This window comes from Streptomyces sp. WZ.A104 (genome assembly GCF_002382885.1).
Classification (GTDB): Bacteria; Actinomycetota; Actinomycetes; order Streptomycetales; family Streptomycetaceae; genus Streptomyces.
This window is the reverse complement of record NZ_NWVL01000019.1, coordinates 56,437-70,392: the sequence shown is the minus strand read 5'-3', so window position 1 is coordinate 70,392 and position 13,956 is coordinate 56,437. Positions and strand designations below refer to the sequence as shown.

The 13,956-nt window shown below is 66.9% G+C and carries 12 protein-coding genes; 2 read left to right on the top strand and 10 right to left on the bottom strand.

Annotation, left to right across the window (positions count from 1 at the left end):
* Positions 1 to 17: 17 nt before the first annotated feature.
* The 6 genes from CIB93_RS13030 to CIB93_RS13005 form a co-directional block, all read right to left on the bottom strand.
* On the bottom strand, positions 18 to 1,106 hold the full coding sequence (locus tag CIB93_RS13030; RefSeq protein WP_257002163.1) for a hypothetical protein: 1,089 nt from the start codon (positions 1,104 to 1,106) through the stop codon (positions 18 to 20).
* Between the two features lie 209 nt (positions 1,107 to 1,315).
* Positions 1,316 to 2,536 (bottom strand): ABC transporter ATP-binding protein, encoded by a 1,221-nt coding sequence (locus CIB93_RS13025; protein WP_096626955.1) that lies wholly within the window; start codon positions 2,534 to 2,536, stop codon positions 1,316 to 1,318.
* Positions 2,526 to 3,503 (bottom strand): ABC transporter ATP-binding protein, encoded by a 978-nt coding sequence (locus tag CIB93_RS13020; RefSeq protein ID WP_096626954.1) that lies wholly within the window; start codon positions 3,501 to 3,503, stop codon positions 2,526 to 2,528. Before CIB93_RS13020 ends, CIB93_RS13025 begins: the two co-directional genes overlap by 11 nt.
* A 13-nt stretch (positions 3,504 to 3,516) precedes the next feature.
* The gene (locus CIB93_RS13015; protein ID WP_096626953.1) at positions 3,517 to 4,494 is read right to left on the bottom strand and encodes an ABC transporter permease; all 978 of its coding nucleotides are present in this window, start codon (positions 4,492 to 4,494) and stop codon (positions 3,517 to 3,519) included.
* Positions 4,487 to 5,410: an ABC transporter permease gene (locus tag CIB93_RS13010; RefSeq protein ID WP_096626952.1), complete on the bottom strand. Its 924-nt coding sequence runs from the start codon at positions 5,408 to 5,410 to the stop codon at positions 4,487 to 4,489. The genes CIB93_RS13015 and CIB93_RS13010 overlap by 8 nt, the downstream gene beginning before the upstream one ends.
* A gap of 92 nt (positions 5,411 to 5,502) precedes the next feature.
* Complete coding sequence (locus tag CIB93_RS13005) at positions 5,503 to 7,134, bottom strand: ABC transporter substrate-binding protein (RefSeq protein WP_096626951.1); 1,632 nt, start codon at positions 7,132 to 7,134, stop codon at positions 5,503 to 5,505.
* Between the two features lie 1,268 nt (positions 7,135 to 8,402).
* On the opposite strand from CIB93_RS13005, the gene CIB93_RS37450 reads away from it, so the two are divergent.
* Both CIB93_RS37450 and CIB93_RS37445 read left to right on the top strand, forming a co-directional pair.
* Positions 8,403 to 8,849, top strand: coding sequence for a hypothetical protein (locus tag CIB93_RS37450; RefSeq protein WP_143660033.1), 447 nt, complete (start codon positions 8,403 to 8,405; stop codon positions 8,847 to 8,849).
* A gap of 154 nt (positions 8,850 to 9,003) precedes the next feature.
* Positions 9,004 to 9,687 (top strand): hypothetical protein, encoded by a 684-nt coding sequence (locus CIB93_RS37445; RefSeq protein ID WP_143660032.1) that lies wholly within the window; start codon positions 9,004 to 9,006, stop codon positions 9,685 to 9,687.
* 120 nt (positions 9,688 to 9,807) lie between these two features.
* On the opposite strand, the gene CIB93_RS12995 is transcribed toward CIB93_RS37445, so the two are convergent.
* Genes CIB93_RS12995 through CIB93_RS12980 form a run of 4 tightly spaced genes read right to left on the bottom strand, consistent with a single transcriptional unit; the run spans position 9,808 to position 13,891 of the window.
* The gene (locus CIB93_RS12995; RefSeq protein ID WP_096626949.1) at positions 9,808 to 10,950 is read right to left on the bottom strand and encodes an ABC transporter ATP-binding protein; all 1,143 of its coding nucleotides are present in this window, start codon (positions 10,948 to 10,950) and stop codon (positions 9,808 to 9,810) included.
* Positions 10,943 to 12,001: an ABC transporter ATP-binding protein gene (locus tag CIB93_RS12990; RefSeq protein ID WP_096626948.1), complete on the bottom strand. Its 1,059-nt coding sequence runs from the start codon at positions 11,999 to 12,001 to the stop codon at positions 10,943 to 10,945. Before CIB93_RS12990 ends, CIB93_RS12995 begins: the two co-directional genes overlap by 8 nt.
* An 11-nt stretch (positions 12,002 to 12,012) precedes the next feature.
* A complete protein-coding gene (locus tag CIB93_RS12985; RefSeq protein WP_096626947.1) occupies positions 12,013 to 12,969 on the bottom strand; it encodes an ABC transporter permease in 957 nt (318 codons plus the stop codon).
* Positions 12,962 to 13,891 carry an ABC transporter permease gene (locus tag CIB93_RS12980; protein WP_096626946.1) on the bottom strand — a complete coding sequence of 310 codons (930 nt, stop codon included), beginning with the start codon at positions 13,889 to 13,891 and terminating at the stop codon, positions 12,962 to 12,964. Before CIB93_RS12980 ends, CIB93_RS12985 begins: the two co-directional genes overlap by 8 nt.
* Between the last annotated feature and the right edge of the window lie 65 nt (positions 13,892 to 13,956).

Sequence of the window (13,956 nt, the reverse complement as noted above, 5' to 3'; positions counted from 1 at the left end):
CTCACCGGCTCGTCGGCTCACCAGCGGGGCGGCGAGGAGGGCGGGGGTCCGAAGCCACCGCCCTGCGGAGGTCCGGAGACGGGCGGGTGCCCGGGGGCGGGCGGGTAGCCCTGCGCTCCCGGCCCGCCGGGGGCCTGAGCGCCCCAGGGCCCCGGCGGGCCCCAGTCACCGCCCCAGGAGTTCGGGCCGCCCCACGGGCCCGTGGCTCCGCCGGGGGACCGCTCGACACCCTTGCGGGCGAGGACGATGATCACGGCGACGCCGACGAGGAGCGAGGTGACGAAGCTCAGCAGGTTCAGCTGCCCCTCGATGTCCATGCCGGCGAACCCGTCGAACATGTCGAAGTGGATCGCGCGCGCCACGCCCAGCACGCCGGAGCAGAGCACGAACCCGCCCGCGATCAGGCCGAGCGGTCGCGCGTTGACCGCTCCCGCGACCGCGCCGACGGCCGCCACCAGGAACATCAGGACGAGCACCGCGTTGACCCACCCGGGCGGCCCCTCGGTCAGCGGGGTGTGCAGGGGCCTCCCGCCGATGAACCACGCGGGATAGAGGTTGGACGGATAGACGAACGGCTGCCGGATCTCCCAGCCGGCGAAGACCACGGCCTGGAAACCGAGGAGCAGGAGAGCGGCCACCCCCGCCCCGCGCCCGGGGCCCAGGGGACGCGCCCCGCCCCCGGGGGCGGGGCGGCGGCCGGCGGCCCCGGCGACGATCAGGCCGACGGAGGCGGCGAGCGCCGCGTACGTGGTGAGCAGAGCCCGGTCGCGCAGGTCCTCCGGGGCCAGGGCGTCGCCGACCGTCCAGACACCTGGCAGCCGCAGCGCGAAGGTGACGATCCCGGTGACGACCAGGACCGAAGCGGCGGCGGTGGAACGCAGCGCCGCCACGGCGGCCGCGATGTAGGCCACCAGCAGGACGAAGGTGGTCGACGTGGTGGCGGGCCGCAGACCTGTCCGCAGGTTGGCGGTGCCCGACCAGTACTCCCACACGGCCACGGGCCCGTCGGCGGCCCGCACGTCCCGCACGATCCAGGCCAGGGCCATCAGTGCCAGCACCGCGCACAGAACGGCGCCGGTGATTCTCGCTCCCCGTGTAAGTGTCACCCGGCGATACTCCACCGCCCCGAACGAATGAACAAGGTGACAACGAATCAGCAGGGCGACGGGGGCGACGGGAAACCGGCCGGGGCGACAGGACGACGCTCCGGCCGGTTCACGGCACCCGCACGGCCGTACGCTGTACAGCATGGAGCGTTCGTATATCGGTGTGGCGACGGGCGAGTTGCTGACTTGTTAACGAATCTGATGCCGTTTTACGGTGCTTCGTCCTTCGTGGGCCCCGGCTGGGACCCGTCGTCCCCCGGCTCGGGCACGTCCTCGACCGGTCGCCGCCCCGGGATCCCCAACTCCCCCTCCTGCGGCACCACATGCTTCTCCTCCGCGAAGTGGCAGGCCGAGTCGTGCCGGGCAGGGGTGTCGGAGAACCGGAACTCCGCGGGGACCGCCAGCAGCGGCACCTCCAGTTCGCACCGCTCCTGCGCCTTCCAGCACCGGGTGCGGAAGCGGCAGCCGGAGGGGATGTTGGCGGGCGAGGGGACATCGCCGTGCAGGATGATCCGCTCCCGGTGGGCGCGGGCCTCCGGGTCCGGTACGGGCACGGCGGAGAGCAGCGCCTGCGTGTACGGGTGGGTGGGGTGGTCGTAGATCTCCGCGTCCGTGCCGATCTCCACGATCCGGCCGAGGTACATCACGCCGACCCGGTCGGAGATGTGCCGGACGATGGAGAGGTCGTGCGCGATGAAGATGAAGCTCAGGCTGAATTCGGCCTGGAGCCGGTCCAGCAGGTTGACGACCTGGGCCTGTACGGAGACGTCGAGCGCGGAGACCGGTTCGTCGGCGACGATGATCTCCGGGTTGAGGGCGAGTCCCCGGGCGATGCCGATGCGCTGGCGCTGGCCGCCGGAGAACTGGTGCGGATAGCGGTTGATGTACTCCGGGTTGAGCCCGACGACGTCCAGCAGGTCCTGGACCTTCTGGCGGCGGCTGCCCTTGGGGGCGACCTCGGGGTGGATCTCGTACGGCTCCCCGATGATGTCGCCGACCGTCATGCGCGGGTTCAGCGAGGTGTACGGGTCCTGGAACACCATCTGGATGTTGCGGCGCACGGCCTTCAGCGCCCGGCCGGAGAGCCGCGAGACGTCCTCGCCCTTGTATCGGATCGCGCCCGCGGTGGGGCGTTCCAGATGCACGAGCATCTTGGCGACGGTCGACTTGCCGCAGCCGGACTCCCCCACGATGCCCAGCGTCTCGCCCGCGTGGAGGTCGAAGTCGACGCCGTCGACGGCCCGGACCGCGCCGATCTGCCGCTTGAAGAGGATGCCCTGGGTGAGCGGGTAGTGCTTGGCGAGGCCGCGCACTTCGAGGATCGGGTCACCGTCGGCGTACGGCTTGCCGCCCTCCCCCGCCTTGGACAGCAGGGTGGATCCCGCCGCGCCGCCCCCGCTCCCCTCGTTCCGGTCGCCGTCAGCGTGCATCGAGCGTCTCCTTCCAGAAGTGGCAGGCGCTCCTGCGCTGTTCGTCCACCTCGTAGAGGGGTGGCACATCGGTGCGGCACACGTCCTGGGCCATCGGGCAGCGTGGGTTGAACGCGCAGCCCGGCGGGATGCGGAGCAGGTTGGGCGGCAGGCCCTTGATCGCGTAGAGCTCCTGGCCCTTCTGGTCCAGTCGCGGGATCGACCGTAGGAGGCCCTTGGTGTACGGGTGGGCGGGCGCCTTGTAGATCTCGTGGACGGGGGCGGTCTCCACGATCCGGCCCGCGTACATCACGGCGATCTTGTCCGCGACGTCGGCGACCACACCGAGGTCGTGGGTGATCAGGATCAGGCCCATGTTCAGCTCGCGCTGGAGCTCGGCGAGCAGGTCCATGACCTGGGCCTGGACGGTGACGTCGAGGGCGGTGGTCGGCTCGTCCGCGATGATCAGGGACGGTTCGAGGGCCATCGCCATGGCGATCATGATGCGCTGGCGCATCCCGCCGGAGAACTGGTGCGGGTAGTTGCCGACCCGTTCCTTGGCGGCCGGGATGCGGACCCGGTCCATCAGCTCGACCGACTTGGCCTTCGCGTCCTTGCGGGACATCCCGCGGTGGACGACGAACATCTCGCCGAGCTGCTGGCCGACGGTGAGGACCGGGTTGAGGGACGACAGGGCGTCCTGGAAGATCATGGCCATCTCCTGGCCCCGGATCCTGCGCCGCTCCTCCGGCTTGAGCTTCAGCAGGTCCTGGTCCTTGAAGAGGATCTCGCCGCCCGCGATCTTCCCGGGGGGCATGTCGAGGATGCCCATGATCGCCTGCGCGGTGACGGACTTGCCGGAGCCGGACTCGCCGAGGACGGCGAGCGTCTCGCCCTCGGCCACCGAGTAGTTGACCCCGTTGACGGCCTTGGCGATCCCGTCGCGGGTGTGGAACTCCACATGCAGATCGCGCACTTCGAGCAACATGGCAACCGGCTCCTCAGCGCAGCTTGGGGTCGAGGGCGTCGCGCACCGCGTCGCCGAGCATGATGAAGGCGAGCACGGTGATCGCCAGCGCCCCGGCGGGCCAGAGCAGCATGTGCGGGGCGTTGCGGACGTAGTTGGCGGCCGCGGAGATGTCGATGCCCCACGAGACCGCCGGGTCCTTCAGGCCGACGCCGAGGAAGGACAGGGTCGCCTCCAGGGAGATGTAGGTGCCGAGCGCGATGGTCGCCACGACGATGACGGGGGCGATGGCGTTCGGGGTGATGTGGCGCAGCAGCATCCGCGAGTTGGAGGCGCCGAGTGCGCGGGCCGCCTGGACGTAGTCGTTCTGCTTGGCGGTGATCACCGAGCCGCGGGCGATACGGGCGATCTGGGGCCAGCCGAGCAGGACGATGAAGCCGACGACGGGCCAGACGGTGGAGCTGGTGACGACGGAGAGGAAGACCAGGCCGCCGAGGACGACGGGGATGCCGAAGAAGACGTCGGTGAGGCGGGAGAGGACCGAGTCCCACCAGCCGCCGAAGAAGCCCGCGAGCCCGCCCAGCACGCTGCCGAGGATCGCGACGCCGAGGGTGGCGCAGACGCCGACGGTGACCGAGGTCCGGGTGCCGTAGACGACGCGGGTGTAGACGTCGCGGCCCTGCGGGTCGAAGCCGAAGGGGTGGCCGGGCTCCGAGCCCTTCTGGGCGTCGTCCAGATCGGCCTGGAGGGGGTCGCCGCTCGCGATGAGCGAGGGCCAGATCGAGATGATCACCAGGAAGAGGATGACCAGCGCGGAGATGATGAAGACCGGGTTGCGCCGCAGGTCGCGCCAGGCGTCGGACCACAGGCTGCGGGGCTTTCCGGCCGGGCCGGTGCCCTCGGGTCCGCCCGGGGTCTTCTCCAGGCTGGCGCCCTCCTCCAGGGCGAGGTCCATCGCGCCGCCGGCTCCTGCCGGGGAGATCGCTCCGTCCGATGACTGCGGCTCAGGCATAGCGGATCCTCGGGTCGAGTACGGCGTACAGGAGGTCGACGATCAGGTTGGCGGCCAGGAAGACGAGGACGAGGATCGTGACGAACCCGACGACGGTCTGGGAGTTCTGGCGCAGGATTCCCTGGTAGAGCTGGTAACCGACCCCGTGGATGTTGAAGATCCGCTCGGTGACGATGGCCCCGCCCATCAGGGCTCCCACGTCCGTACCGATGAAGGTGACGACGGGGATCAGCGAGTTGCGCAGCAGGTGCCGGACGACGACCCGGCGGCGGGGCAGCCCCTTGGCGACGGCGGTGCGTACGTAGTCGGCGCGGGCGTTCTCGGCGATCGAGGTCCGGGTGAGCCGGGTGACGTAGGCGAGCGAGACCGAGGCGAGGACGAGGCCGGGGACGAGCAGTTCGTCGATGGTGGGGTCCGGGGAGACCGAGGGTTTGATGATGCCCCACTTGACGCCGAGGAGGAGCTGGAGCAGCAGGCCGGTGACGAAGGTCGGGACGGCGATGACGACCAGCGTGAGGATGAGGACGGCGGTGTCGACGGGGCGGCCGCGCCGCAGGCCGGTGACGACGCCGAGGCTGATGCCGATGACGATCTCGAAGGCGATCGCGACGACGGTGAGCCGGATCGTGATCGGGAAGGCCGTGGCCATCAGCTCGGTGACCTTCTGCCCGTTGAACGCGGTGCCGAAGTCGCCGGTGAAGACGTTGCCCATGTACGTCAGGTATTGCTGCCAGACCGGCTTGTCGAGGCCGAACTCGGCGCGCAGCTGGGCGGCGGTGGCCGGATCGCACTGGCGGTCGCCGCAGAGACCCGCGATGGGGTCACCCATCACGTTCACCATGAGGAAGATCAGCAGCGTGGTGCCGAAGAAGACGGGGATCATCTGCAGCAGCCGCCGGATCACATAACGTCCCATGAGGGGCTCCGGGGGTCGGGGCGGGCTCGGCGGAGGGGTGCGCGGACGGCCGGGACGCGCGTCGGGCGTCCCGGCCGTCCGGTATCAGCAGGTCACTTGACGGTGATCTCTTCGTAGACCGGGACGCTGAAGGGGTTCAGTGCGACGTTGTCGATCCGGTCCGAGTAGCCGGCGCTGCCGTTCTGGTACCAGAGCGGGATGGAGGGCATCTGCTCGACGAGCACCTGCTCCGCCTCCTGGAAGGTGGTGACGGCCGCCGCCTTGTCGCTCTCGGCGTTGGCCCGGTCGACCAGGTCGTCGAACTCCTCGTTGGTCCACTTGCCGTCGTTGGAGGGGGCGTTGGTGTAGTAGAGCGGCTGGAGGAAGTTCTGGATGAGCGGGTAGTCCATCTGCCAGCCCGCGCGCCAGGGCCCCGTCATCTTCTGGGTGGAGACCTGGTTGCGGAAGTCGGCGAAGGTACCGACCGGGCCGCCGACGCAGGCCTGGTTGTTGCCCATGACGTTGTTGATGCTGTTGCAGACGGCGTCGACCCACTCCTTGTGGGAGCCGGTGTCCGCGTTGTACGAGATCTTCAGCTGGCCGCCGGGGATGCCGCCGCCCTCGTCGATCAGCCTCTTGGCCTCGTCCTTGTCGTAGGTGCACTCCTTGCCGCAGAGGCCTTCCTTGTAGCCGCCCTCCTCGCCGAGGACCGGGGAGGTCCAGTCGGAGGCCGGGGTGCGGGTCTTCTGGAAGATCTGGTCGGTGATCTGCGGCCGGTTGATCGCCATCGACAGGCCCTGGCGGACCTTGCGGGCGTCGTCGGTGTTCCATTCGTCGTCGTAGAACGGGAAGGAGAGGGTCTGGATGATGCCGGCGGGGGTGTTGATGTACCGGTCGCCCAGGTCCTGCTCGACGTTCCGGAGCTGGGAGGCGGGCACGTCGTCGACGAGGTCGAGGTTGCCGGAGGTCAGCGAGGTGTAGGCGGTGTTGTTGTCGGTGAAGACCTTGAGGTCCACGCCGCCGTTCTGCGCCTTGTCGTCGCCCGGGTAGTCGTCCCAGCGGCGCAGGTTCATCGAGGAGCCCTTGGCGTAGGACTCGATGGTGTACGGGCCGTTGCCGATGGGCTTGGCGAGCCAGGCGTCGTGGTCGTCGTAGAACGCCTTGGGCAGCGGGACGAAGGCGGAGTAGCCGAGAGTGTCGGGCCACAGGGAGAACTTCTGGGTGAGCTTGGCGGTGAAGGTCAGGTCGTCGACGACCTTCAGTCCGGACATGGTCTCGGCGGAGGCGGTGCCGGACTCCGGGTGGACCTTGTCGTAGCCCTCGATGTACTGGAAGAAGTAGGCGTTCTTCTGGTTGTTCTTCAGCGCGGCGCCGTAGTTCCAGGCGTCGACGAAGGAGTTGGCGGTGACCTTCTCGCCGTTGGAGAACGTCCAGCCGTCCTTCAGCTTGATCGTGAAGGTCTGGGAGTCCGTCGTGTCGATGGACTCGGCGATCATGTTCTGGGCCTCGCCGGTCCTCGGGTCGTAGCGGATCAGCCCGCGGAAGACCATGTCGAGGACCTTGCCGCCCTGCACCTCGTTGGTGTTGGCCGGTTCCAGCGGGTTCTGCGGGTCGCCCCAGGAGGAGCTGACGATCCCGTCGGCGCCGCTGCCGCCGCCGCTGTCGTCCCCGCCACCGCAGGCTGTCGCGGCCAGGGCGACGGCCACCGCACATGCGGCCCACCTGACGTGTCTGGCTCCGCGCATGGAGTGCCTCCTAGAGTCATCGAGTAGCTCAATGCCTCATATCACCCCATAACGCCACTCATCGCATGCGGGCTTACCCCGTACGGGCACCAGAGGGTGCCTCTGTCGCCCTCCGTCAAGGACGCGGCGGCGGGGACGCGAGTTTCGGTGGGGTGGGGTTAGCCTCCAGCTTTCGTGATTGGTCGCCGACGAAGTCGGCGTCCCGCTTCGTTGTGAGTGATTGGCGCGGGCAGGCCGAGGGCCCGGGTGTCGTCTCGGGTGGACGCCGGGTCCCAATGCTCCGGACTGGCATGTTCTCTCGTATAGACAGGCGAGGGCGGCTGGTCAGCCAGGGTTCATCAGGGTCCTCAGCCGTTCGAACGCGTTAACGATCACGTCGGTCCATGGCCAGCGAGGGGCGCAGCGGAGGATGCGGCGGCCGGCGGTCACGTACGGGGCAGAGGCGGAGAAAGGCGCAGGCATGTGCCCCTCAGTAACAAGCCGGTCCAGCCAGGGCGCGCATGGGCACCCAGGCCAGCAGGTCGAGTGCGATCGGGTCGACCTTCAGCCAGAGTCGATGATCCGCAACTGAGCACCGGGGGGCGGCCGCTCTTCGCGGACGATCAGCCGCACCTCCTCCAGCCACCGGACAGGCAGCCTCCGGCAAGTCCGGCGACCCAGGCACCGTCGGGTCGACGGCCGCAGTCCAAGCCGCGGCCGGGACCTTGAGCACGACCTGATGAATCTGCTCGGTGATACCCGGGGGGAGCCTCGCCGCAGACTCTCTGCCGTTCGCAGTGGACCCAATCGAGTCCGCCGAGCAGCTCGGGCGGCACCGCTGGAAGATCGAACGGTCGATCGCCTGACTGTTCGGCTACCGCCGCCTCATCGTGCGATTCGAGTGAAAGGACTCCCACTTCCTTGCCTTCCTTAGGCCTCACAGCTGCCCTGATCTGCTACAGGCAGCTCGCAAAACGCACCACGTGAGAAAACCTCCTACTCACCCGCACCTGGCCGCCACGCACACAGCACCATCGGCATACAGCGCAAAACGCAGCCAGGCATAAAAATTCAATCAGATCAAAACGTAACATTAACACAAAGATCAACTTTTAGCAGTCACACGATCTCATGACGCGTAAAGCCCGAACCAACATTGGGTCTCCTGGATTAGATTCCAGCCAAAATCGACCGGTCGACCTGACAACTCTGGTGCGAAGGAAGCTCGAGTGTTTGAATGTTCCGACCAATCACACAAGCGATGCGGCAATGCGCCGAGGAGGAAAAAGATGCACACCGCGAGAAAGGCCACCATGGTACGCGGAGCCGCCCTGACGCTCGCGATGGCAGCCATATCTGTCGCCACCACAGCCGGAACTGCTCATGCAGAAGACGCGCGCGATTATGTCTGCAAGGCGTCCAGCTCGGCCAGCCCCACCGACTCCGGCGGCCGGGACGCAATCGCGACGTCCCGCAACAAGAACAACAGCACTCGATTCTTCCGCATCGAGTTCGTAGCCGACGGCGAGATCATGCGCGTCGTCAACGTGTCAGTGTTCAACTCAATCGACTATACGGCCTATTTTCAAGGGACCGGTAAGAAGTGGTACTGGCACCTGTCACCAGGAGAAACCAAGACCGACAACCTCGACCTTCCCGAGGGGCACAATGTAGCCATCAACGCAAACCCCTCGGTCCCCGGCTTCAACTGCGGAACCAATGGTGGTCGCACCTGAGTTTCAGCTAGAACGGCAAGCCAGTCAAAACGGCGGCCAAGAAGCGCGGCTGGCGCGCTTCTTGGCCGTGCCCGTAGGCCAGCGCCTCCACCAGCGCGTCGGGCCTCAAGAGTAGGGGAGGCGCCGCACCTTCAGTGACGTCAAGGAGCACCCTTTGTTCGATCCACAGCGGAAGCCTCAGCGCGCAGAGCAAACGCATCACCGCAGAATCGCAAGAACCTACCCAGTCGCCATATTCGCCACCATTATGGCAATGAGCGGCTGCATAACAAGCAGTGAACCGCAAAATAAACACACAACAACCGCCACCTGCAGGGGCGGAGAATTCGAGTGGGACATCTCCACCAGTTGGCGACTCACTGTGCTGGATGAGGCGAAAATTGTAGAAGCCGGCTCGGAAATGGTGGCCGATTCCATTCCATTTAAAACCAGGAAATCCGAAGCCCGTTCCACACAAGGGACGTTGAGTTCCGAGATCGTATTCGAAGAGCTTGAGAAACACTTGAAGAAAAAGGTGGCAGAGCCAGGAACCAGCACCGCGAGCGAGAAGCGCGTCATGGGCGCACATTTCCCCGAGAGAGGCCAAGGAGTCTACTTCCGCGGCGTTAAACAGATCTCAGGCACCTACACCTTCACCTGCCCTCACAAGGCAAAAGAAAACAAGGGGACTGTTTTCACTTGGGAAACCAAGTCATCCACTACCGGGCTTGCCGACTGCCTACTCGGCCCGGACGGGAACTCCAAGTCGGAACTCTCCAAGATGGCGATCACCAGTCGGTGTCCTAAGGGCACTCCGGCCAGAGCCGTCCTCAATGACTCAGAGCAGGCAGACCAATAGAATCACTCGCCAACGCTGGCTGGCACAGTGCTGCAGGAGCACAGTAGAGGGCGGCACCACAGGCTAAGCCTGTGGTGCCGCCCTCTACTGTGCTCCTGCAGCAGGCTCGGGGCCTAAGCGCTACGCTGAGTACACGGCGTCCCGCTCCTCGGCGAAGTGGCACGCCGACTCGTGCGCGGCCGGGGTGGCCCCCGACACGAAGCGCTCGGGGATCGCCAGCAGCGGCTCCTCCGTCGCGCAGCGCTCCTCGGCCTTCCAGCACCGGGTACGGAAGCGGCAGCCGGACGGCGGGTTCGCCGGGGACGGAACGTCACCGGTCAGGATGATCCGCTCGCGTTCCTCACGGACCGCCGGGTCCGGCACCGGGACCGCCGACAGCAGTGCCTGGGTGTAGGGGTGCGTCGGGTGGTCGTAGATCTGCGTGTCCGTACCGATCTCGGCCATCTTGCCGAGATACATGACACCGACCCGGTCAGAGATGTGCCGGACGATGGACAGGTCGTGCGCGATGAACAGGTAGGACAGGTTGAACTCGTCCTGGAGCTGCGCCATCAGGTTGATGACCTGTGCCTGCACCGACACGTCGAGCGCGGAGACCGGCTCGTCGCAGATGATGATCTCCGGGTTGAGCGCCAGGCCCCGGGCGATGCCGATGCGCTGGCGCTGGCCGCCGGAGAACTGGTGCGGGTACCGGTTGATGTACTCAGGGTTCAGCCCGACGACGTCCAGGAGCTCCTGGACCCGGCGGCGGCGGTCGCCCTTCGGGGCCACCTCGGGGTGGATGTCGAAGGGTTCTCCGATGATGTCGCCGACCGTCATCCGCGGATTCAGCGAGGTGTACGGGTCCTGGAACACCATCTGGATGTTGCGGCGCACGGCCTTCAGCGCCCGGCCGGACAGCTTGGTGATGTCCTGGCCCTTGTAGAAGACCTCACCGGCGGTGGCCCGCTCCAGCGTCATCAGGAGCTTGGCGACCGTGGACTTGCCGCAGCCGGACTCCCCGACGATGCCCAGGGTCTCACCGGCGTACAGGTCGAAGGAGATCCCGTCGACGGCCTTGACCGCGCCGATCTGCTTCTTGAAGAGAATGCCCTGGGTCAGCGGGAAGTGCTTGACCAGGTTGCGCACCTGGAGAATCGGCTCCCCCTGGCCGGCGGGCGCGTCGACGGCGGCTACGGCCTCCGCCTCGGTCGCGGCGTCCGCGGTCTCCACGTCGGAGACGTTCGGGGTGGCGTCCACGGGCTCCTTCTTGAGCTCAGCCATGGATCGTCTCCTTCCAGAAGTGGCACGCGCTGCCGCGGCCGACCAGCTCAAGGCCGTCCTGCTCGGTCACCGGAGCGAGCGGCGGAACGTCCGTACGGCAGATGTCCTGCGCCTTGGGGCAACGCGGACTGAAGGCACAACCGGCGGGGATGCGCGTGAGGTTGGGCGGCAGACCCTTGATGGCGTAGAGCTCCTGGCCCTTCTGGTCCAGGCGCGGGATCGAGTCCAGCAGACCACGGGTGTACGGGTGCGCCGGGCGGCTGTACAGCTCGCCCACCGGGGCCGTCTCCACGATCCGGCCCGCGTACATCACGGCGATCTTGTCCGCGACGTCGGCGACCACGCCGAGGTCGTGGGTGATCAGGATCAGGCCCATGTTGTACTCGCGCTGGAGCTCGGCCAGCAGGTCCATGACCTGGGCCTGCACCGTCACGTCGAGCGCGGTGGTCGGCTCGTCCGCGATGATCAGGTCCGGCTCCAGGGCCAGCGCCATGGCGATCATGATGCGCTGGCGCATACCGCCGGAGAACTGGTGCGGGTAGTCCGAGATACGGGCCGCCGCCGCCGGGATCTTGACCTGGTCCATCAGCTCAATGGACCTGGCCTTGGCCTCCTTGCGGGACAGGCCCTGGTGCACCCGGAACATCTCACCAAGCTGGTAGCCGACGCTGAGGACCGGGTTCAGCGAGGACAGCGCGTCCTGGAAGATCATCGCGATCTTCTGGCCGCGGATCTGCCGACGCTCCTCGTTGGACATCTTCAGCATGTCCTGGCCGCGGAAGAGGATCTCGCCCTGCGTGATCTTCCCCGGCGGCATGTCGAGGATGCCCATGATGGTCTGCGCGGTCACGGACTTGCCGGAGCCGGACTCACCCAGCACCGCGAGAGTCTCGCCGGCGCTGACGGTGTAGTTCACACCGTTGACCGCCTTGGCCACACCGTCGCGGGTGTGGAACTCCACGTGCAGGTCACGGACGTCGAGCAGTGGACCGTCGCCACTCACGGACTCCCGCGGTGCGGGGACGTGAGCCGTCTTGTCGATGGTGGTCACGAACGCCTCCCTCAGCGCATCTTGGGGTCGAGGGCGTTGCGGACCGCATCGCCGAACATCAGGAAGGACAGCACCGTGATCGAGACCATCACCGAGGGGATGATCAGGACCGACGGAACGTTGCGGAGCTGGTCCTTCGCAGCGGACACATCGATGCCCCACGAGACCGTCGGCTCGGCGAGGCCGATGCCGAGGAACGACAGGGTGGCCTCTGCGGCGATGTATCCGCCGAGCGCGATGGTGGCGACCACGATCACCGGAGCGATGGCGTTCGGCAGGATGTGGCGCGTCAGGATCCGAGTGGTGGAGGCGCCGAGCGCCTTGGCGGCGACCACGTAGTCGGACTGCTTGATCGTGATGACCGAGCCACGGGCGACGCGGGCGATAGACGTCCAGCCGAGGAAGGCCAGGGAGAGGATGACGACCCAGACGGAGCGCTCCTCAAAGGTGGTCAGGATGACCATGGCGCCCACGATGAAGGGGACGCCGAAGAAAACGTCGGTGATACGGGAGAGGACCGTGTCGATCCAGCCTCCGAAGTATCCGGCGAGCATCCCGATCACCAGACCGGTAATCGTGACCGCGATGGTCACGATCACCCCGACCATGATGGACGCACGGGCTCCGTAGATAAGACGCGCGTAGATGGAACGGCCCTGGACGTCGTACCCGAGCCAGTCGGGAGCGAAGAAGTGTCCCCAGTTAGGCCTCTGCAGGTAGTGCTCGGCCAGGTTGGCGTCGCGGGGCGAGGCGCTGGTGAACAGGCCCGGGAAGACCGCCATGACGGCAAGCAGCAGGATCAGCACCGTCGAGACGAGGAAGAGCGGGTTTCGGCGCAGGTCGTACCAGGCGTCGGACCAGAGGCTGCGCGGCTTGCCGGGCGCAGGGCCGGAGTCCGTCGTGGTGGGCGTCTGAGCTGCGGCGGCCGGAGCATCGGTGCTTTTGGTGAATACGGTGGTGTCAGGCATACCGGATCCTCGGGTCCAGGACCGCGTAAAGCAGGTCGACGAGCAGGCTGCAGACGAGATAGACGACGACGAGCAGCGTCACGATCCCGACGACCGTGGCGCCCTCACGCTTGGACAGAGCTTCGAAGACGAGCGATCCGACACCCTTGATGTTGAAGATGCCCTCGGTCACGATCGCGCCGCCCATGAGGGCGCCGATGTCGGTGCCGAGGAAGGTGACGACCGGGATGAGCGAGTTGCGCATCAGGTGAACGCCGATGATGCGGCGGCGCGGCAGGCCCTTGGCGACAGCCGTACGCATGTAGTCGGCGCGCAGGTTCTCGGCGACCGAGGTGCGGGTGAGACGTGCCACGTACGCGAGTGACAGGGACGCCAGCACGATGGCCGGCATGATCAGCTCGGTGTTGGTCGGTTCGAAACTCACGTTCGGGTTGGCGATGCCGAGTTGGAACGCGAAGAAGTACTGCACGAGGAAGCCCAGCACGAAGGACGGCATGGAGATCAGCACCAGCGTCAGCCCGAGCAGCCCACGGTCCCGGAGGGACTCGGCCTTCAGACCCGCGATGATGCCGAGCGAGATCCCGGCGACGACCGTGAAGACGAAAGCGAAGATCGCCAGTCTGACGGTGATCGGGTAGGCATCGGCGATGACTTCGGCGACCGGACGCTGCGTCCCGATCTGCGTGCCGAAGTCGCCCTGGAACAGGTTGCCCAGGTAGTTCAAGTACTGCTGCCAGATCGGCTGGTCGAGTCCGTACTCGGCCTTCAGAGCGGCGATCTGCGAGGGGTCTACGTGCTGTTCACCGGCAAGCGCTCTGACGGGGTCGCCGGGCAGTGCGTACATCATCAGGAAGACCAGCAGGGTCGACCCGAGGAAGACCGGGATCATCTGGAGCAGTCGTCGTGCGACATAGCGCCCCATGGGTGCCTCCGTGTGGGGATAACTGCGGCGCGGGGGCCGCCTCTTGGCAGAGGCGGCCCCCGCGC